General features: G+C 63.7%; 15 protein-coding genes. 3 read left to right on the top strand and 12 right to left on the bottom strand.

What is annotated here, in order from left to right; genetic code table 11:
* Nucleotides 1–79: 79 nt before the first annotated feature.
* The 9 genes from ASD01_RS04920 to hmpA form a co-directional block, all read right to left on the bottom strand.
* Nucleotides 80–394: a hypothetical protein gene (locus tag ASD01_RS04920; RefSeq protein ID WP_034789799.1), complete on the bottom strand. Its 315-nt coding sequence runs from the start codon at nt 392–394 to the stop codon at nt 80–82.
* A complete protein-coding gene (gene cysG, locus ASD01_RS04915; protein ID WP_034789798.1) occupies nt 388–1860 on the bottom strand; it encodes a siroheme synthase CysG in 1473 nt (490 codons plus the stop codon). Before cysG ends, ASD01_RS04920 begins: the two co-directional genes overlap by 7 nt.
* Entirely contained in the window at nt 1832–4489 is a 2658-nt protein-coding gene (locus tag ASD01_RS04910; RefSeq protein ID WP_034789796.1) for a nitrate reductase, read from the bottom strand. Before ASD01_RS04910 ends, cysG begins: the two co-directional genes overlap by 29 nt.
* Before the next feature lie 2 nt (nt 4490–4491).
* On the bottom strand, nt 4492–4827 hold the full coding sequence (gene nirD / locus ASD01_RS04905) for a nitrite reductase small subunit NirD (RefSeq protein ID WP_371273748.1): 336 nt from the start codon (nt 4825–4827) through the stop codon (nt 4492–4494).
* A gap of 4 nt (nt 4828–4831) precedes the next feature.
* A complete protein-coding gene (gene nirB, locus ASD01_RS04900; RefSeq protein WP_060643607.1) occupies nt 4832–7282 on the bottom strand; it encodes a nitrite reductase large subunit NirB in 2451 nt (816 codons plus the stop codon).
* Between the two features lie 17 nt (nt 7283–7299).
* Nucleotides 7300–8556 carry an MFS transporter gene (locus tag ASD01_RS04895; RefSeq protein WP_034789792.1) on the bottom strand — a complete coding sequence of 419 codons (1257 nt, stop codon included), beginning with the start codon at nt 8554–8556 and terminating at the stop codon, nt 7300–7302.
* 325 nt (nt 8557–8881) lie between these two features.
* Nucleotides 8882–10096, bottom strand: a complete 1215-nt coding sequence (locus tag ASD01_RS04890; protein ID WP_060643606.1) for a CmpA/NrtA family ABC transporter substrate-binding protein — start codon at nt 10094–10096, stop codon at nt 8882–8884.
* Nucleotides 10093–10695 (bottom strand): ANTAR domain-containing response regulator, encoded by a 603-nt coding sequence (locus ASD01_RS04885; RefSeq protein WP_034789780.1) that lies wholly within the window; start codon nt 10693–10695, stop codon nt 10093–10095. The genes ASD01_RS04890 and ASD01_RS04885 overlap by 4 nt, the downstream gene beginning before the upstream one ends.
* Nucleotides 10696–10919: 224 nt before the next feature.
* The gene (hmpA, locus tag ASD01_RS04880) at nt 10920–12134 is read right to left on the bottom strand and encodes an NO-inducible flavohemoprotein (protein ID WP_034789777.1); all 1215 of its coding nucleotides are present in this window, start codon (nt 12132–12134) and stop codon (nt 10920–10922) included.
* 319 nt (nt 12135–12453) lie between these two features.
* Here hmpA and ASD01_RS04875 point away from each other — a divergent pair, with 319 nt between their 5' ends.
* Entirely contained in the window at nt 12454–12903 is a 450-nt protein-coding gene (locus ASD01_RS04875) for an Rrf2 family transcriptional regulator (protein ID WP_051659173.1), read from the top strand.
* A gap of 161 nt (nt 12904–13064) precedes the next feature.
* Here the strand turns inward: ASD01_RS04875 and ASD01_RS04870 are convergent, their stop codons facing one another.
* Complete coding sequence (locus ASD01_RS04870; RefSeq protein WP_089043044.1) at nt 13065–13526, bottom strand: Lrp/AsnC family transcriptional regulator; 462 nt, start codon at nt 13524–13526, stop codon at nt 13065–13067.
* A 145-nt stretch (nt 13527–13671) separates the two neighbouring features.
* Here ASD01_RS04870 and ASD01_RS04865 point away from each other — a divergent pair, with 145 nt between their 5' ends.
* Nucleotides 13672–14568, top strand: a complete 897-nt coding sequence (locus ASD01_RS04865; protein WP_234798795.1) for a DMT family transporter — start codon at nt 13672–13674, stop codon at nt 14566–14568.
* An 18-nt stretch (nt 14569–14586) separates the two neighbouring features.
* On the opposite strand, the gene ASD01_RS04860 is transcribed toward ASD01_RS04865, so the two are convergent.
* A complete protein-coding gene (locus ASD01_RS04860) occupies nt 14587–15738 on the bottom strand; it encodes an efflux RND transporter periplasmic adaptor subunit (RefSeq protein ID WP_034789769.1) in 1152 nt (383 codons plus the stop codon).
* Between the two features lie 15 nt (nt 15739–15753).
* Entirely contained in the window at nt 15754–18897 is a 3144-nt protein-coding gene (locus ASD01_RS04855; RefSeq protein WP_034789766.1) for an efflux RND transporter permease subunit, read from the bottom strand.
* A gap of 457 nt (nt 18898–19354) precedes the next feature.
* Between ASD01_RS04855 and ASD01_RS04850 the strand changes: the two genes are divergently transcribed.
* A complete protein-coding gene (locus tag ASD01_RS04850) occupies nt 19355–19957 on the top strand; it encodes a TetR/AcrR family transcriptional regulator (protein WP_034789764.1) in 603 nt (200 codons plus the stop codon).
* Nucleotides 19958–19959: the final 2 nt, after the last annotated feature.

The raw sequence follows: 19959 nt of genomic DNA, 5'->3' as shown, positions 1-19959 counted from the left end.
CGATACGAGGCGACGCCTTCGAATATCCCTTGGCGCGTCAGCAGACGCTGGTGTCTGTTCAGGGGCAGCATTGAGCTCGTCACGCCACGACCGTCATCGTCATTTCGATGTAGGCGGCAAGGCACAGGGCTGAAGCCAAGATGCCCGGCGTTGAAGGCACGGCTTGCATTATTTTCGCGAAGAACATACCGCCGGCGATGAGCAATCCGCCGAAAAGCAGACCGTGTTCTGCAACAGCGAGGCCGATGGCGCAGAGGTTCACGGCACTCGCAACCATGGTGAGGGGCGCTGCGGCCAGCGCAGCGTTCGATTGAGCCAGGAAGATGAGCCTGAAACGCGGCCAGCTGAGGCCGATGGCGAGAACGATGAACACCAGGGAGATGCCCATCAGCATGCTCCTGCGAGAGTGCACTCGATCGATCCGGCCTGCTTGTCTCGGGCCGAAAACACGTCGCCGACAGCGATGAGGACCGGGTTGTCGTAGCCGATCTCCGCTATGCCCAAGGGCATTGTCGCGAGCGCGCCGCGCCAGCTGCGTTCCGTCGGACGGCTGACATCGCTCATGATCACGGCCGGTGTTTCAGGTGAACGGCCTTCGCCGATAAGCTTTTCGGCAATCAGCCTCGCCGTTCGGCCACCCATGTAAAAGACCGCCGTGCTGCGCGGATCGGCAATGCCTCCCCAGTCGACATCATCGGGCAGGCCGCCGTGGCGGGAATGACCGGTCACCAGCCGAAGCGACTGGGCATAGTCGCGATGGGTCAGCGACAGACCGAGACGGGAGGCCATGGCGCTTGCGGCAGTGATGCCGGGGATAACGTCGACGGGAATGTTCTCGCGGTCGAGATGGGCGATTTCCTCGCCGGCCCGGCCGAAAACCATGGGGTCGCCGGATTTCAGCCGCACCACGCGTTTCCCAGCCTTGGCGAGCTTGACCATCATGGCGTTGATGTCTTCCTGCCGGCAGCTTTCGCGGCCGCCGCGCTTTCCGACGAGCATGCGCTTTGCCTCCCGCCGGGCGAGTTCGAGCACGTCTGAAGAAACGAGGTCGTCGAAAAGGATGACATCGGCCGCTTGCAGCGCGCGCACGGCCTTCAGCGTCAGGAGTTCGGCATCGCCCGGTCCCGCGCCGACCAAAGTCACGTGACCGATGGCGGGGGCTCCCGCGAGCCTTTCGGCATCAGCAAAAAGCACCCCGCCTACGCCCTCCTCCGGCGTATCCATGGTCGAAAAGACGCGATCGGCAAAACGTTCCCAGAAGAGGCGGCGCCGGGGACCGGGTTCGATCCGGCGGTTCACCGCTCCACGAAGAGACTGGGCCAGCGCTGCCCAGGCCTTCAGGCTTTTCGGCAGCAGCGTCTCGATCTTGCGGCGGATCGTCTGGGCGAGGATCGGGGCGGCGCCATCGGTCGAGATTGCAACGATGACGGGCGAGCGGTTGACGATCGAGCCGAACTGGAACTCGCAGAAGTCCGGCTGGTCGATGACGTTGACCGGAACGCCCGCCGCGCGGGCGGCGGCGAAGAATGCCCGCGCCTCCGCCTGGTCCTCGCAATCGCCGACGGCGAGCGCGGCACCGTCAAGATCGGCGGGCGCCCAGTGCCGGCGGTTTAGCGTGACGCTGGCGGTGGGGTGTTGCGGGGTACGGCCGGCAAATGCCGCGAGCGCCTCGTCGTTCCCTTCAGCGTAAAGGTCGACGCGGGCGCCGCAGGCGGCCAGAAGCTCGACCTTCCACATCGCTCCGTCCGTTGCACCGGCCACCACGACGCGCCGGCCCTCCAGCGCCCAGAAGACGGGCAGCTTGGCGAGCGCCTCCATGCGGGCGGGTCCGTCACTCTGCGGCTGCTGCAAGACATCCATCGATGATCCCCCTGATTTCGGCGCGGCATGAGCCGCAATTGGTTCCGGCATTGAGCGCCACGCCGACGGCCTCGACGCTGTGGCAACCGCCGCGTACGGCCGCGACGATCTGGTTGACGCCAACACCGAAGCAGGAGCAGACGGTGGCGCCGGGATCCGGCTTGTCCGCCCCCGGACGGCCCGCGACGAGCGCGAAGCGCTTGCGCAGATTGGCGTGGTCAGCGCCGAGTTGTGCGATCGCCCAGTTGCGCGCGACGGCGACCGGTTCGCGCGCTAGGAAGAAGGCCGCGAGAAGCTGCGGACCATCGAAGAAGGCGAGCCTGATGTCGCCGGTCTGTGCATCCGCATAGCCGAGCGGCTCTACGCCTTGCGGGATCGCAAGAACGCGGCGGCACCAGCCGGCCCAGTCGTCCACCGGCTCGGCAAAAGCCAGTTCCAATCGCCAGCCGCCAGCCGCCTTCGCCAGCGCCCAATAGGCAGCATCTGGATCGACCGGCTTTGCCAGCGAGACAGCGAAGGCGTAGTGCGTCGCCTTGAACTTTCGCGCGGCGACCGCAATGTTCTTCGATGCCGGCTGGCCGGAAAGACGATCGGTGATCGGCGGCACGAGGACATCGATGCGTGCCTTCGCCGCAAACTGGTCGTTCCAGTGCATCGGCGCGAAGATGCTGCCGCGCGCCTGGCGCTCGGTGATGAGCGCACGCACGAACGCCTTGCCCTCAGGGCTTTCAATCTCGATAAGGTCGGCGTTGCCGACGCCGATCTCCATCGCATCACGCGGGTGCAGTTCCGCAAACGGTTCGGCGATATGGGCCGAGAGGCGCGCGCTTTTGCCTGTGCGGGTCATCGTGTGCCACTGGTCGCGGATGCGGCCGGTGTTGAGCGTGAACGGGTAATCGGCATTGGTGCGGTCGGTCTCTGCCGGGCGAACGGCCACGAACCGGCCTCTGCCGTCAGCGTGATAGAAGTTGCCCGCCGCAAAGAAACGGCTTTCGGCGCGCTTCTGGCCTTGCCGTTGGGGCCACTGGAAGGGCGTCAGCCCGTCGTAGTCCTCAAGCGCAAGATCGGCATAGGCGCCAATGTCGAAATCGCGGCTGCCGGCATTTTCGAAGGCCGAGAGCGCGGCATGTTCGCGGAAGATCGCGGCGGGCGCTTCGTAGGCGAAAGCATCGGTATGGCCCAGGCGGCGACCGACCTCGGCCAGTTGCCACCAGTCCGCCCGGGCTTCTCCCGGTGCGGCGAGAAACGCCCGCTGGCGCGAGATGCGGCGTTCGGAATTGGTGACCGTGCCGCTCTTTTCCCCCCAACCGAGCGACGGCAGCAGCACATGCGCGTGGCGGGCGGTATCAGTTTCTTTCAGGATGTCGGAAACCACGACGAAGGGACAGGCCCTGATCGCGGCCTCGACGGCGTCGGCATCCGGCATCGAGACGACGGGGTTCGTTGCCATGATCCAGAGCGCCTTGACGCGACCGTCTGCCACCGCCCGGAAGAGATCGACGGCCTTGAGCCCCGGCTTTTCGGCAATCTTTGGCGAACGCCAGAAGCGCTGGACGCGATCGCGATCACCGGCATCTTCGATCGCCATGTGTGCGGCGAGCATGTTCGCAAGCCCGCCGACCTCGCGGCCGCCCATCGCATTCGGCTGCCCCGTCAGCGAGAACGGCCCCATGCCCGGCCGGCCGATGCGGCCGGTCGCAAGGTGACAGTTGAGGATCGCGTTGACCTTGTCGGTGCCCGAAGACGACTGGTTGACGCCTTGGCTGTAGCAGGTCACGACCTTCTCGGTTGTCGAAAACAGCCGGTAGAATTCGCGCAACTGCATCGCCGGAAGGCCGGTCCGCTCGAGCACGTCGTCGAACGAAACACCGCCTGCTGCGAGCAAGGTATCACCGAAGCCGGCCGTATGCGCCGCGACATAGTTCTGGTCGACGGCATTGCTGGAAACCAGATGTGAGAACAGCCCGACGAAGAGCGCCACATCGGCGTCGGGCCGGATCGCGAGATGCAGGTCTGCGATATCGGCCGTCATGGTGCGGCGCGGATCGATGAGAACGATTTTGAGGCCCGGCCGTTTCGCCTTGGCGGCGGCAAGGCGCTGGTAGAGGACGGGGTGGCACCAGGCAAGGTTCGATCCGGTAAGTACGACCAGATCGGCCAGCTCCAGATCCTCATAGGTCCCGGGTACCGTATCCGAACCGAAGGCACGGCGATGACCGGCAACCGACGAGGACATGCAGAGACGTGAATTGGTATCGATGTTGGCGGAACCGACAAAACCCTTCATCAGCTTGTTGGCGACGTAGTAGTCTTCGGTGAGCAGCTGGCCGGAGACGTAGAAGGCGACCGAATCCGGGCCGTGTTCGGCAATCGTTTCCGCAAAGCGTGCGGCGACGAGGTCGAGCGCTTCGTCCCAGCCAGCCTGGCATCCGTCGATCTCCGGATGCAGCAGCCGACCGTCGAGGTCGAGGGTCTCGGCGAGTGCGGACCCCTTGGAGCACAGCCTGCCGAAATTGGCGGGATGGTCGGCATCGCCGCGCACGGCGACGGCGCCGTTGTCATCGACCGTCGCGATGACCCCGCAGCCGACGCCGCAATAGGGACAGGTGGTCTTGACCTCCTTTTCCATGGTCATTCCGCCGCAATCAGCAGGCTTTCGAGCGCAATGAACAGCACGCCGCCGTCAATACGCACCGGAATGGTGCGCACCGCGCCTTCGTCGGCCCCGAGCGCCTTGCCGGTTTCGAGCGAGATCGCCCAATTGTGCAAGGGGCAGGTGACCGCCTTCGCGTGGACGATGCCTTGTGACAGCGGCCCGCCCTTGTGCGGGCAATGGTCCTCGATGGCGAAGACCTCGTTTTCGGCTGTGCGGAAGACGGCGATCTTGCCCTGAGGCGTCTTCACGCAGCGCGCGCCTCGCAGCGGAATGTCCGAGATGTCGCCGATCGGGTGCCAGGTCATGTTCATCATCTCACTCCGCAGCTTGGGGGAAGCCGACCGTCGCCATCGGCCGGAACTCGTGTTTGTCCTTGCCGGAGACGCGCTCCGACCAGGGGTCGACCTGGGCGAATTTCTGGCTGAAGACGAAGCGGTCGTAGTAGGCCTTGCGCTTGTCCGTATCCTCCATGATCTGGCGGCGGATCTCGTCCAGCCCGACTCGTTTCGCCCACTTGTAGATGCGCTCGAGATAGCGGGCCTGCTCGCGGTACATCTGCGTCAGCGCCACGATGTGTTCCAGCGCCTCGTCCTCGCTTTTCACCAGGCCAAGTACCTCGGTGCCCTTGATGTCGAGCCCGGCAGCACCGGCGAAATGGATCTCGAAGCCCGAGTCGACGCAGATGACGCCGATGTCCTTGCAGGTGGCCTCCGCGCAATTGCGCGGACAGCCGGAAACCGCCATCTTCAGCTTGGCGGGCGTCCAGGAACCCCACATGAACTTTTCGATCCGGATGCCAAGCCCGGTGGAATCCTGCGTGCCGAAGCGGCACCAGTCCGAGCCGACGCAGGTCTTCACCGTGCGCAGACCCTTGGCATAGGCCTGGCCCGAGATGAAACCGGCCTTGCCGAGATCGGCCCAGACGGCCGGTAGATCTTCCTTTTCGATCCCGAGCAGGTCGATGCGCTGGCCGCCGGTCACCTTCACCAGCGGAATTTCGAACTTGTCGACCACGTCGGCGATGGCCCGCAGCTCGCCGGAATTGGTGACCCCACCCCACATGCGCGGCACGACGGAATAGGTGCCGTCCTTCTGGATGTTGGCGTGAACGCGCTCGTTGATGAAGCGCGATTGGTAGTCGTCGGCATATTCGTCCGGGAAATCGCAGACGAGGTAGTAGTTGAGCGCCGGGCGGCACTTGGCGCAGCCGCAGGAGGTCTTCCATTCCAGCTCCTGCATGACCGCGGGAATGGTCTTCAGGCCCTTGGCCTTGATCAGCCGACGTACGTCGTCGTGGCCGAGATCGGTGCAGCCGCACATCGGCTGGACGGCGGCCGGTCTGTAGCTCTCGCCGAGCGTCAGCGTCATCAGCTGTTCGACAAGGCCGGTACAGGAGCCGCAGGAGGCCGATGCCTTGGTATGGGCGCGCACCTCGTCGAGCGACGTCAGGCCCTTGTCGGCAATCGTGGAAACGATCTTACCCTTGCAAACGCCGTTGCAGCCGCAGATTTCCGCATCATCCGGCAAGGCTGCAACGGCCGCCATAGGGTCCAGCGGAGCGCCTCCCTGGAAGGCCTGGCCGAAAATCAGGGTCTGGCGCATCTCGGAGACGTCGGTCTCCTTCTTCTTCAGATCGTTGAACCAGGCGCCGTCGGATGTTTCGCCATAGAGCACGGTGCCGATGATGCGGTTGCCCTTCAGCACCAGCCGCTTGTAGACGCCGGCCGTGGCGTCGCGCAGGACGATCTCCTCGCGGTCGTCGCCATCGGCAAAGTCGCCGAGCGAGAAAAGTTCGATGCCGGTGACCTTGAGCTTGGTCGGCGTGTCGGAATGGACAAAGGCGGCGGAGCGGTCGCCAGCCAGATGCGAGGCGGCGACACGGGCCATCTCGTAAAGCGGCGCGACGAGGCCATAGACCATGCCGCCCACTTCCGCACATTCGCCGAGCGCCCAGATGCGGCCATCCGAGGTCTGCATGCCCTGGTCGACGACGATGCCGCGGTTGATCGCAAGGCCGGCCTCCTTCGCAAGGCCGACACTCGGCCGAATGCCGACGGCCATGACGACGAGCGTCGCCGGAATGATGCGGCCGTCGTCGAGCTCGATGCCTTCGACCCTGCCGTTGCCGACGATCGCCTTGGTGTTGGCCTTGCAGATGATCTTGATGCCGCGGCCTTCCAGCTCCTTCTCAAGGAGATAGCCGGCGGCCGGGTCGAGCTGGCGGTCCATCAGCGTCGGCATCACGTGAAGAACGGTGACGTCCATGCCGCGACCGGCAAGGCCGGCGGCCGCTTCAAGGCCGAGCAGGCCGCCGCCGATGACGACGGCTTTTTCGCGCGACTGGGCGGCGAGCAGCATGGCCTGCACGTCATCGAGATCGCGATAGGTGATGACACCGGGCAGGTCCTTGCCGGGCACCGGCAGGATGAAGGGCACCGAACCGGTCGCGATCACCAGCTTGTCATAGCTTTCGGTCACGCCATGGTCGGAGGTCACGGTTTGGGCATCGCGGTCGATCGCGACGATGCGATGACCCTTGTAAAGCGTGATGCCGTGTTTGATGTACCAGCCGTCGCCGTGGATGATGATCTCTTCGTAATCCTTTTCGCCCGACAGCACCGGCGACAGCATGATGCGGTCGTAGTTGACGCGTGGTTCGGCGTTGAAAATGGTCACGTCGTAGTGCCCGGGCGCCTTTTCCAGCAGGTGCTCCAGCATGCGCCCCGGCGCCATGCCATTGCCGATGATGACGAGTTTCTCGGTCATGGTCTGTCCTTGTCTGTTTACGCGGCAGCAGCCGTCGGCAGGGTGAGCGCGCGGCGTTCCATCTGGCGGATCGAAAGATGCATCCACAGGAGCGATGCGACGACGACGGCAAAGAGAAGCAGGAAGCAGCTCGACCACAGGCCGGTCGCGTCCTTGAGCAGGCCGAAGGCGATCGGCAGCACGAAGCCCCCGAGCCCGCCGACCATGCCGACGATGCCGCCGACCGCCCCGACGTTTTCCGGGTAATAGGCCGGGATGTGCTTGTAGACGGCGGCCTTGCCAAGGCTCATGACGAAGCCGAGCACGAAGACCGTGACGATGAAGACGGCAGGCGTAATGCCGAAGCCGTGGCCCTCGCCGGCGGCCGGCAGCGACAGGATCAGTGTTGCCACCGCCGAGATGCCGAGCATCCAGTACATGACGCTACGCGCGCCCTTGCGGTCGGAAAGCACGCCGCCGAAGGCACGGAAGACGCTGCCGGGGATGGAGTAGGCGGCTGCGACCATGCCCGCCACGGCGATATCGAAGCCGTAGACGCCGACGAGATAACGCGGCAGCCAGAGCGAGAGGGCGACGAAACCGCCGAAGGCGAAGAAATAGTAGAGCGAGAAACGCCAGACCTGGGCGTTCTTCAGCGGTGCGAACTCCTGGAGCAGGCTGCGCTTTGGCAGCTGGCGCTCGCGGCGGCTGCGGAAGGCCGGATCGTCGCTTGTCGTGAACCAGAAGACGAGTGCCGTGACGACGAGTGCGGCCGCCCAGATCTCGGCAACCGTCTGCCAGCCCCAGGCAATGAGGACGAAGGGCGCCAGGAATTTCGTCACCGCCGCGCCGACATTGCCGGCGCCGAAGATGCCAAGCGCCGTGCCCTGCTTTTCCGGCGGAAAGAAGGGCGAGACATAGGCGACGCCGACCGCGAAAGAGCCGCCGGCAAGACCGATGCCGAGGCCGGCGAGCAGCATCTGCGGATAGGTGGTGGCGTAGGTGAGCAGAAAAGTCGCAAGGGCTGCGGCCAGCATCGTCAGCGTATAGACGAGGCGCCCGCCGTAGCGCCCGGTCCAGACGCCGAGCAGGATGCGCACCAGTGAACCGGTGAGGATGGGCGTGCCAACCAGCAGGCCGAACTGCGCTTCGGTGAGCGCGAGGTCCTGCTTGATGCGGATGCCGATGATGGCGAAGATCGTCCAGACGGCGAAACAGATCGTGAAGGCAAAAGTGGACATCCACAAAGCCGTGGCGGGTTCGCTGGCGGATAATGGCTGCTTGTTCTCAGACATGGCTTCTCCGAGGCCCGACAAGGTCGTGCCGCTCCATCTTGGGGGTGAAAAACAAAAAGCCGCTGGCCAGGTATGCCCGACACGGTTCGCTCCGTGTGCGCAGTCCTGATCAGCGGCTTTGCTGGTAGGGCGCCCGTCGTTGGACACCGATCTCTTGGCCCGAGGGCCTGAGAATATAAAAGCAATCAGCGTGCCAGTTTTGGCAAGCTATTGATCTAAAAGAAAAAGTGAAATCGTCGGCCTGGCGTCATCCCGGTGGGTGACATTCCTTGGTGCAGTGCGAAGCCATTTTTTGTGCAATGCGCATAAATTAGGCGTCGCGCATTCAGCCTGCAGACTGGGCAGCGATGTAGGCATCGAGGTCGTCGGGATCGAAGCGTCCGCCATCGAAGAAACCATCCGGCCCGAGCGTCAGCGCGCCCGATGAGCCGACTGGGGTTTCGACGGTCAAGGCGCCTTCCACCTTGGCGCTTGCCGACGGCATGGCGATACCAAGGTGCTTCAATGCGGCGCGGTAGATGTCCGGCCGGTAGGTTTCCGCGGCGATGCGCTGGCGCTCTGCCGCATGCTCGATCTGCCGCCAGCGCACCATCTGGGTGTAGAACCAGAGGGCATGGCTCTTCCAGGGGAAGGTCGCCGCCTTGGCATTCGGAACGAAGAAATCTCTGACCACCCGGACCTCACCGCCGCCGACCGGCAGCGTGCCTTTGAGGGCGGGAAGAAGCAGTTCGGCGTCGCGCCCCACATAGGCAGGCTTTGCCAGAAGGGTCGCGAGTGCCTCGTGGTTATCCGGGCGGGCGCACCAAATTGACGCCTGATGAAGCGCCACGAGCAGGGCGGCCATCGCCTCCGGGTTGGCCTCCCCCCACTTTGCGTTGACGCCAAGCACCTTCTCGGGGCTCGACCGCCAGATCGCCGCCTTGACGGTGGCGAGATGTGCGCCGCGGCGAAGCACGCCGAAGGTGTTCCAGGGCTCGCCGGCGCAATAGCCGTCGATCACGCCTTCGGCGAGCGCATCGCCCATGTCGGGTGGCGGCAGCACGACGATCTCGATATCACGGTCCGGATCGATGCCGCTCGCCSCCAGCCAGTAGCGCAGTTCGTAATTGTGCCCGGAATAGGGATGCACGACGGCAAAACGCAGCGGCGCGCCCGCCTGCGCATCGATCGCCTTGCGCAGGGCTGCACCGTTCGCGCGCGCATCGAGATCCGTGGTCGCGCCGTTTTCCGCCATCCTTTGCCAGAGCGCCGGAGACACCGTCACCGCATTGCCGCCGAGACCCAGCGACATCGGCACGATCATTTCAGGGGCAGGCACATTGAGGCCGAGATTGCCGGCGATCGGCATGGGCCCGAGAATATGCGCCACATCGACATGGCGAACCGCAAGTCGGTCGCGGATGCTCGCCCAGGAGCGCTCACGCAGCAGGGTCAGGTCGATCCCCTGTTCTTCGGCAAAGCCCATCTCGCGGGCGACAACGAGCAAGGCGCTGTCGAGGAGCGGCACGAAACCGGCGGTGATGGCGTGGCGCGTCGTCATTCCTTTCCTCCCGGATCGAGCAGGCTTGCCGCCGTGACGAGGCTTTGGGCGATGTCGACGATCTTGCGGTTCTGGTTCATCGCCGTGCGGCGCAGCAGCGCATAGGCCTCTTCCTCGGAGAGCCCGCGCGAGCGCATCAAGAGGCCCTTGGCGCGGTCGATCACCTTGCGGTTTTCCAACTCGCCGCGGGTTTCTTCCAGCTCGCGGTTGAGGCGGGAGAAGGCGTTGAAGCGGCTGATCGCCATCTTCAGGATGGGGCGCACCCGTTCCTGCTTCAGACCGTCGACGATATAGGCCGAGACCCCGGCCTCGACAGCCGCCTCGATGGAGGCCTCGTCGGACTTGTCGACGAACATCGCGATCGGGCGCTTCACCGCGCGCGAAAGCTGGAAGATGCTTTCCAGCATGTCGCGGTTTGGGTTTTCGAGATCAATCACGATGACGTCGGGATTGAGGTCCGCGATACGCCGCGCCAGGCCGTGCATATTGTCGATGACGGTGACATGGTCATAGCCCGCGTCGCGCAGCCCGTCCTCGATGATGGCGGCGCGGATGCGATTCTCGTCGATGACCAGGACGTTTAGTCTGCTGTGCTGCATGCCACGACCGCATTCTGACCAAGCTTGACCTGCCGTGTCGGCTCTTTTTGCAATGCAGCATGGCGGGTCCGAAAGCAAGGGCGATCTTTCGGATGGCGTTTACGCACAGGCGGGACTGCCGCAATCCTCGGCGCAGGTCGGCTTGCCGCGGCGCGAAGGCAGCGCCGCGGCAATGAGGAGATCAAGCTCTTCCACGGTCCGTGAAAGTGCCGACCGAAGGCATTTTAGGCTGCAATGAGTTCGTCGGCTGGGCCGAAGAACTCATAGTGGACCCGCTCGCTGGAAACGCCTTCCCTGGCAAGAGCCGGGACGAGCGCACGAAGGAACGGTTTGGGGCCACAGAGATAGAATTCGGCATTGGCGATCGGCGTGTGCTTGCGAAGCCATTCCGCGGTGATGAAGCCATCGAAGTCGTGCGACAGCCCCACGGCATCCCCGTTTGCAGGCGCACTATAGAAGCTGCTGATCGTGATCTTGCCGTGTGCGTCGGCGAGTTCGCGAACATGCCGATCCATGGCATGCGTGCCGCTGTTCAGCGCGCCGTGGACGAAGTGCGCCTCGAGGTTCGGATGTTCCTCGGCGATCGTCTCGAGAATGCTGACCATGGGGGTCAGGCCGACGCCACCCGACAGCAATACGACAGGTGCTTCCGGCGCTTCGGGGAGGAAGAAGTCGCCGGCCGGCGGGGTCGCGCTCAAGACCGTGCCGACGGTCGCCTGATCGTGGAGATATCGGGATCCGCCTTGCCCCTGCGCCTCGCGCTTTACCGAGATGCGGTAGAAGCTGTCGTTCGGCCCGCTGGAGATCGAGTAGTTGCGCTTCATCTCCAGGCCATTGTCCAGTTGGAAGCGAAACGTCAGATATTGGCCGGGTCTGTGGCGCGCAACGCGACCGCCGTCCTTGGGTTTCAGGATAAACGAGGTGACGACGTCGCTCTCGCGAACTTTTGAGACGATGACGAAATCTCTCCAGCCGTTCCAACCGCCCGAGCGCTCCATCAGTTCGCCGCGTATGGCGGTTTCGCGCTCCTTGAGAATATCGGCCAGGAACCAATAGGCCTCGCCCCATGCGTTGAGGAGCTCAGGGGTCGCAGCACTTCCGAGCACATCCTCGACGGCGGCGAGAAGAGCCTTGGCTACAAAGGGATAGTGCTCCGGAAGGATATGGTAGCCGATGTGCTTGTGGGCGATCCGTTCGACCACCGGGCCAAGCACGCCGAGATTATCGATGTTCTGCGCATAGGCGAGAATGGCGGCGGCAAGCGCGTTGACCTGTGAACCGCCTTCGCCCTGATTGGCGTGGTTGAACAGCGCGCGGATATGATCGTCACGGAAGAGGCGGGCATACATGCTCTTCGTGATTTCCGTTCCGTGGGCCGCGAGCGCCGGAGCGCTGGCTTTCACGATCTGGACAGTCTCGGGGGAGAGTGGTTTCGGCATGATTTTTTCCTTTCGGTGGGACGTATCAGTGGGGGCAGGTTGGTGATCCTGGAAATGCAGCCGGCAATTCACCGGGCCCGGTGATCGGGAACTGTGTCCCAATCTCTCGCGGCAGCGAATCCCGCGCTCAAAATCCTGTTAATGCGGACTTCGCCCTGGAAGCATTCGACGATCATCCTGATCTCAGCTCCGGCTACCGTTCGCGCGTTCATCGCAAATGACCCTTAAAGATGTATCTGAAATGCATCTATTCGCTTGCGATCAAAGATGCTAATTAAATGCATGTTTTTTGAACGGACTTTTTGACGCAGATCCCGCGATGAGGCTCACGAAATACACCGACTATGCGATGCGCCTGATGATCTATCTGGGCTCCCAGCCCACTGGGCTCAGCTCCATCCGGGAGATATCCGATACCTTCTCGGTCTCGCAGAACCATATGATGAAAGTGGTTCAAGACCTCGCGAATGCGGGGTTTCTGGAGGCTGTACGCGGCCGGAACGGCGGTATCAGGCTCGCAAGGGCTGCGAACGAAATCAATCTCGGCGCTCTCCTCCGGCACACGGAGGAGTTGTCGGATCTGATCGATTGCCGAGGTTGCCGCATCGCGCCGGCCTGCAGCCTGCCGTCCGTCCTTTCGGAAGCCACGGCCGCCTTCGTCGCGGTCTTCGACAAGTACACGCTTGCGGATCTCGTCGAAAAACGCTCGACGCTCGGCGTGCTCCTGGGTTTCAGGGCAGCGTTGCCGGGCGAAGATTGCACCGTGTGACGAAGGGATTGGTGACCCGCGCGTGATAGGTCGCCAGTCGCTCGAGGAATAATAACGCCCGGCACCCCAATGACTCGTCGCGACCTGCTACTTCACGTCCGATTTGAGGTTGCGCCGCTTTGCTGGGGCGAGCTTGGCCGTGGCTGGAGCCCGCCTGAGCATCAGATCGGTAGCAGCGCGTCCGGCTTGACGTCGCCGACCGAGGCGTAGGTGTGCGTCTCCCTGACGCCGGGCAGGGGCAAAATCACCCGTTCGAGAAAATCCTGGAACAGCGACATGTCGGCAATGCGCGCCTTCACCAGATAGTCGAAGCCGCCGATCACCATGTGGCATTCCAGAACTTCCGGCGCCTTTGCAACCGCGTCGGAGAAGCGCTCGAAGATATGCGGGGCGGTATGGTCGAGGCGCACCTGGATGAAGACGACGGTGCCCCGGCCGATCTTCTTCGGATCGAGGATCGCTCGCACGGCCTTCACGTAGCCCTCGCGGAAGAGGCGCTTCACGCGCTGGCTCGTGCCCGTTGGCGACAGGCCGACACGCTCTGCCAGCTCCAGTGTGGTCCGCCGGCCATCTTCCTGCAGCAATCTCAACAAGGTGCGATCGATGGTGTCGAGGCCTGCAATTTCGTTCTTCACACTATTTTGTCCATGAAAGAGTGATAATCGCTTAGATTCATTGAAATCAGTGTATTTTGACGCGGCCGTTCGCGCAATACGGTGCTTCTGTCGAAGCCGCCGGGTAAGGCTTCCGCAATGTGGAGAGACGGGCGTGCAAAGTGTTACGATGGGGGAGGGCGACCGCAGCCGGCGGCTGGCGATATGGGCAGGGGTGGCGGTCGTCGCAATCACCACCTTACAGTTTGTGGCCGCCCGGTTCAGTCTGCGCGAGCATCTGACCGCCGCCGACATCGTCACCTTGCGGTTCTCTGGCGCCGCCCTGGCCTTCCTGCCGGTGTTCCTCAGCGTCGGCTTGCCGAAGTTGATGCAGCTTGGCTGGCGCAAGGCAACCGTGCTGGCGCTGCTGACGGGGCTGCCCTATCCGCTCATCATCAACCAGGGACTTTCGCTGGCACCGGTCGCCCATGCGGCAGCACTCTCTCCCGCCGTAATCGTCTTCTTCTCGTTCCTGTTTTCCCGTCTCGTCTTCAAGGACAAGGCCTCCGGCACGCGCCTTGCTGGCGTTGCCACGGTCATTGCCGGCCTTTTTCTGTTCGTGCTCCAATCGGGCGTCGCCGACGCCGGGACATTGCGGGGTGATCTGTTGTTCGCCGTTTCGGGGTTGATGTTTGCCACCTTTGCGGTGCTGGTGCGGCTATGGTCCGTCGACGCCGTGACGGCGACGATCGCAGTGGTGTTCTTCTCCTGTCTGCCGTTGCCCTTGCTGCACATTCTGGCGCCCAGCGGGCTCGCTGCCGCCTCTTTCACCGAAATTGCCACGCAATTCGTCATCCAAGGCTTTCTCGCCGGAGCGCTCGCGAGCGTTCTCTACACCTATGTCATCCGTCAATTGGGTCCGCAGCCTGCGTCGCTGTTCATGCCGTGCGTCCCGGTGACGACGACCGCGGCGGGGGTCGTCGTTCTCGGCGAAGTTCCGACGCTGCTTCAGGTCGTTGCCATTGCCGTCATCACGTTCGGCATGGTCTTCCCGATCCTGAAAAGGGCGTAGGCCGGGCCGGCGACCGGCCTATTTCTGCGCCTGCTCGGCCGGCATCGGTTTGACCGGTGCGCCCGGGAAGATTTTCTGCAGGTTTCCCGCGATCACCTGGTCGCCTTCCGCAACGCCTGAGGTCAGGCCGATGAGATCACCGCTCGTCGGGCCAAGAGTGACCAGCCTTTGTTCGACCGTTTCACCCTTGCCGACGACATAGATGTATTTGCCGAGCTGGCTCGAGCCGAGCGCCGTTTCCGGCACCATCAGCACGTTCGGCTCGTCGCGGATCTTCAGCCGGACGCGGACATATTGGCCGGGCAGCAGGGAAAGATCAGTATTGTCGATCGTCACGCGCGCCACCACCGTTCCGGTATTTCCCTCGACCGTGTTGTTGATGAAGGTGAGGTCGCCGCGATAGCGCGGTTCCTTGTCGCCAGGCAAAAGCACTTCCGCCTGCACTTTCCCCTTCGCCCGGGCCTTCTGGATGTCGGCGAGTTCTGTTTCGCTCGGGTTGAAGGAAACATAGATCGGCGAAAGCTGCACGAGGTTGTTGAGCGGTGTCCCGGCGGTGTTGCTGACAAGCGTTCCCTCCGGCGCCTGGTCGCGGCCGAGCCGGCCGGCAAAGGGCGCGTGGATTTCGGTGTAGTCGAAATTGATCTCGGCGGTGCGCACCGCCGCCCGCGACATCTCCAGTGCCGCTTCGGCCTGGTGCACAGCACTCTGGCGCTGATCGAAGCTGTCCTTGTCGAGGTAACCCGTCGTGGCCAGTTCATTGCCGCGGTTGAGATTGGAGCGGAGATAGGCGAGCGACGCCTGGTCGCGCTCGACCTGGGCCTTTGCCTGATCGAGCGCTGCCCGATAATCGCGCGGGTCGATCCGATAGAGCAGATCACCTTCCTTCACATCCGAACCGTCGGGCACCGCCTGCGACTCGATATAGCCCGTGATCTTGGCGCGGAGCGTCACGTTGCGGATCGCTTCGGTGCGGGCCGAATAGTCGAGATAGATCGGAATGGTTTTCTTGACGACCGAGGCGACCGGCACGGGCATGGCCTGTTGCGGCGGCCCCACCGCCGCGCCGGCGTCGCCGCCCTTCAGCTCGAATCCGCCGTTCTTGTAATGATAGGCCGCAGCAAGGGCGGCGACCACGACCGCTGCGGCAAGGACCAGTCTCGAACCACGCATGTCAGGCTCCAATTCCTATTCCGCCGCCTCCGGCTCGTGACGCTGGCCGATCGGCCGCGAGGACGTGCCCTCGCGCCATTTTTCGATGACCGCGTAGAAGACCGGGACGAAAATGAGTGTGAGGATCGTCGCCGCCAGCATGCCGCCGAAGACGGTGGTGCCGATTGACTGGCGGCTGGCAGCACCTGCGCCCCTGGCATACATCAGCGGCAGCACGCCGAGGATGAAGGCGAAGGCCGTCATCAGGATCGGCCGCAGCCGGAGACGCGCCGCTTCCGCGGCGGCTGCGACGACGTCGAGCCCTTCCTCGCGTCGGCGTCTTGCGAACTCGACGATCAGGATGGCGTTCTTGGCGGCAAGTCCGACCAGCATCACGAAACCGATCTGCGAATAGACGTCGATCTGCATACCGCGCAGCCAGAGCGCCGAAAGCGCGCCCAAAAGCGCGAGCGGCACTGACAGCAGCACCATGAAAGGCATCGACCAGCTTTCATACTGGGCGGCCAGGATCAGGAAGCAGAAGACGAGGGCGAGCGCAAAGACGAGCGCGGCGATCGAGCCTGCCCGGATCTCCTGATAAGTAATGCCGGTCCACTCGAATGTGTAGTCCCTGGGCAGCGTCGTTTTTGCCACCCGCTCCATCGCCGCCACCGCCTGGCTCGAGCTGAAGCCGGGTGCTGCCGCACCGTTGATCAGCGCCGAGGGGTAATTGTTGTAGTGGGTGATGGTCTCCGGGCCGACCGTCGGCTTGAAGGTTCCTAGCGTATTGAGCGGCACCATTTCCCCCTCAGTGTTGCGCACGTAGAGACGAGAGAGATCGGTGGCCGAGGCGCGTGCGCCTTGATCGGCCTGCAGCGTCACGCGGAAGGTGCGGCCGAAGATGTTGAAGTCGTTGACATAGAGCGAGCCGAAATAGATCTGCAGTGTGCTGAAGATATCCGGCAGGCTCAGGCCCAGCAGCTTCGCCTTGTCGCGGTCGAGGTCATAGTCGAACTGTGGGCTCGAGGTGCTGAAGGTGGTGAACAGCTGGTAGGGATTGATTTCCGGCTGCTTGCGCGCCTCAGCGATCAGCGCCTGCGTCGCGTCGTTCAGCGCCTCGGCGCTGCGGCCGGCAAGGTCCTCCACCTGGAACTCGAAGCCACCGGTAGCACCCAGCCCCTGGATCGACGGCGGGTCGAAGGCGAGCACCAGCGCGTCCGGGATCTGCAGCAGTTGCGGCATCACCTCTTCACGCAGCGCCGAGGCGCCTTGTTCGGGCGGCCGCTCGTCCCATGGCTTCAATACGGCGAATTGCACGGCCGAGTTTGACTGGGCGGCGAAGGACAGGAAGTTGAAGCCGACGACCGAACCGACGAAATCGACGCCGGCGGTGCCGCGCAGGATCTCTTCGGATCGCCGCGCGACCGCCTCGGTGCGTTCGAGCGAGGCACCATCGGGCAACTGGATGACGACGAAGAAATAGCCCTGGTCCTCGACCGGCAGGAAGGTCGAGGGGATGCGCTGCCATAGCGCATAGGTCGAGGCGATCGCGGCGAGGAAGACGGCAAACAGCGCCCAGCGCCAGCGCACGAGCCCGGCGACGCTGCGCGCATAACCGTGCGACAGGGCGTGAAAACCGCTGTTGAACCAGCGGAAGAGGGCAAAACGCGGCTCGCCGCGATAGCGCAGGAACGCGGCGCTCAGCGCCGGACTGAGGGTCAGCGAGTTGAAGGCGGAAAAAGCGACGGAGATTGCGACCGTCAGCGCAAACTGGTTGTAGAGGCTGCCGGCGACGCCCGGAATGAAGGCGACGGGGATGAAGACGGCCAGCAGCACCGCGGTCGTCGCGATGATCGGGCCGGTCACCTCCTGCATCGCCTTTTTGGTGGCCTCGAGCGGCGGCAGCCCGGCCTCCAGCTGGCGTTCGACGTTCTCGACGACGACGATCGCGTCGTCGACCACAAGCCCGATGGCAAGCACCATGCCGAGCAGGCTCAGCATGTTGAGCGAGAAGCCGAAGAGATACATGACGACCAGCGTCGCGATCAACGAAACCGGAATGGCGATCGTAGGGATGATCGTCGTGCGCAGGTTTTGCAGGAAGATGAAGACGACGAAGACGACGAGGGCGAGCGCCTCGAGCAGCGTGAACACGACATCCTTCATCGCCGCCGAGACGAAACGCGTGGTGTCGTAGAACATGTGGTAGGCGATGCCCGCGGGGAAGCGCTGCGACAGCTCGTCCATCTTCGCCTGCACGCGGGCCTGCAGGTCGAGCGCGTTGGAGCCCGGTGCCTGGAAGACGGCAAGCACGACGCTTTCCTTGCCGTTGAAGGTGACCGACGAGGAATAGAGCAGCGCGCCGAGCTCGATGCGCGCCACATCGCGCAGCCGCGTCGTTGCCCCCGTCGTCTGGTCGGCGCGCAGCACGATGTCGCCGAACTGGGACGGGTCGCTCAAGCGTCCGAGCGCGTTGATCTGCATCTCGAAGGGCGTGCCGGCCGGTGCCGGCGATTGCCCGATCTTGCCGCCGGCGACCTGGATGTTCTGCTCGGCAATGACGTTCTGGACGTCGACGGCGGTAATGCCGAGATTGGCCATGCGATCCGGATCGAGCCAGACGCGCATCGAATAGCGGCGCTCGCCGAAAAGCTGGACGTCGCCAACGCCCGGCAGGCGTTTGAGTGGATCGAGGATCTGCAGGTAGGCGTAGTTGCTGACCGCGGCGAAATCGACCGAATTGTCAGGCGAATCCAGGCTGACGAGCACGGTGAAGTTCGGGATCTGCTTGGCGATGGTCACGCCGGTCTGGTTGACGAGGGCCGGAAGCGAGGAGGCGGCCTGCGAGACGCGGTTCTGCACGTCGAGCGCGGCGACGTCGATCGGATAGCCGACCTCGAAGGAAATGATGATGCGCGACGAGCCGTCGTTCGAGCTGGTCGAGGTCATGTAGAGCATGCCGGGCACGCCGTTGATCTGCTGTTCGAGCGGCGTCGTCACCGTGTCGGCGACCACCTGGGCGCTGGCGCCCGGATAGTTGGCGGCAACGACGATCTGCGGCGGCGTGACGTCGGGAAACTGCGAAATCGGCAGCAGGAAATAGCAGATGCCGCCGGCGAGCGTCATGATGATGGCGATCGCCGATGCGAAGATCGGCCGGTGGATGAAGAAGTCAATCATGGGGCCGATCCTTTGGGAGCGCCACCATCGCAGCAGGCGGCGTGGCGGAAACTCGGCACCGGCACGCCCGCCGCGCGGACCTTGCGGTCAGCGACGGTCTCCCCAGCCTTCAGCCCATCCAGCATGCGCATCATAAGGCTCCAGCACGAGATCATGAAGGGCCGATCCGGTCCTAATCACGACGACCAAATCACGAGCGTTATCGAATCTAAAAAGTCTCTGCGGTGTGCGCTCTGGCTAAAAGACGCCTGGCGACCGCGCTCACCGACACTGCGCATGAAATTTTTCTGCTGTTACCGCCGCCGTTTCCGGAAGAGCTCTTTGCCGCAAGCGGATGCTCCTTGATTTGCCACGGTGGCGAAAATGTTACTGGTCGGTAACATCGTCGCATGTTATCGACCAATGACAGGGCGTCAAGGGGCAAGATTTTCCGCGCCGTTCACGCCGGACCACTGCGATGACAACGGATTTCTGCAAACCATCCCGTCGTTCGCCGCGCGATCGCATCGTCGAGGCTGCGCGTGATCTCTTTCGCCGCCGAGGCATTCGCGGAACCGGCGTCGATGCGATTGCCGATGCTGCCGAGAGCAACAAGATGACGCTCTACCGCCACTTCAGTTCGAAGGACGAGCTGATCGTCGAATGCCTGCGCCATGCGGGAATGGAGATGGATGGCTTCTGGCGCGAACTGGAAGACCAGCACCCGGGCGACGGTATCGGTCAGCTCAGGGCCTGGGTCCGGCGTATCGCCGAGCACCTCGGCGAGGACAAGTGCCAATGCGAAATGATGAGCGCCGCCGTGCAGCTGACCGATGAGGATCACCCTGGCCGCGAGGTGATCCGCCTCTTCAAGGATGCGCAGCGCGACCGGGTCGTCGAGCTGTGCCGCCGGGCCGGCATCGCCGACGCAGAGCTGCTCGGCGACACGCTGCTGCTGCTGATCGATGGCGCGCGCGCCGCGCAGCAGAGCAGCGGCGCCGAAGGGCCAAGTGCTCGTTTCGCCGAGATCGCCGATGCGGCGATCCTGTCTTTTGCCGGCAACAGCACCGCCTCCAAGTAGCG

Source organism: Ensifer sp. Root423 (genome assembly GCF_001426275.1).
In the GTDB taxonomy this organism is placed as follows: domain Bacteria; phylum Pseudomonadota; class Alphaproteobacteria; order Rhizobiales; family Rhizobiaceae; genus Ensifer; species Ensifer adhaerens.
This window is presented reverse-complemented; position numbering and strand designations above follow the sequence as displayed.

Bases quoted from the DNA above. Each gene is read 5' to 3' on its own strand.
- ASD01_RS04860 (WP_034789769.1), bottom strand. From the start codon at position 15,738: ATGCGTGGTTCGAGACTGGTCCTTGCCGCAGCGGTCGTGGTCGCCGCC.
- ASD01_RS04920 (WP_034789799.1), bottom strand. From the start codon at position 394: ATGCTGATGGGCATCTCCCTGGTGTTCATCGTTCTCGCCATCGGCCTC.
- ASD01_RS04850 (WP_034789764.1), top strand. From the start codon at position 19,355: ATGACAACGGATTTCTGCAAACCATCCCGTCGTTCGCCGCGCGATCGC.
- ASD01_RS04875 (WP_051659173.1), top strand. From the start codon at position 12,454: ATGAGGCTCACGAAATACACCGACTATGCGATGCGCCTGATGATCTAT.
- nirB (WP_060643607.1), bottom strand. From the start codon at position 7,282: ATGACCGAGAAACTCGTCATCATCGGCAATGGCATGGCGCCGGGGCGC.
- cysG (WP_034789798.1), bottom strand. From the start codon at position 1,860: ATGGATGTCTTGCAGCAGCCGCAGAGTGACGGACCCGCCCGCATGGAG.
- ASD01_RS04885 (WP_034789780.1), bottom strand. From the start codon at position 10,695: ATGCAGCACAGCAGACTAAACGTCCTGGTCATCGACGAGAATCGCATC.
- nirD (WP_371273748.1), bottom strand. From the start codon at position 4,827: ATGAACATGACCTGGCACCCGATCGGCGACATCTCGGACATTCCGCTG.
- ASD01_RS04855 (WP_034789766.1), bottom strand. From the start codon at position 18,897: ATGATTGACTTCTTCATCCACCGGCCGATCTTCGCATCGGCGATCGCC.
- ASD01_RS04895 (WP_034789792.1), bottom strand. From the start codon at position 8,556: ATGTCTGAGAACAAGCAGCCATTATCCGCCAGCGAACCCGCCACGGCT.
- ASD01_RS04910 (WP_034789796.1), bottom strand. From the start codon at position 4,489: ATGGAAAAGGAGGTCAAGACCACCTGTCCCTATTGCGGCGTCGGCTGC.
- hmpA (WP_034789777.1), bottom strand. From the start codon at position 12,134: ATGCCGAAACCACTCTCCCCCGAGACTGTCCAGATCGTGAAAGCCAGC.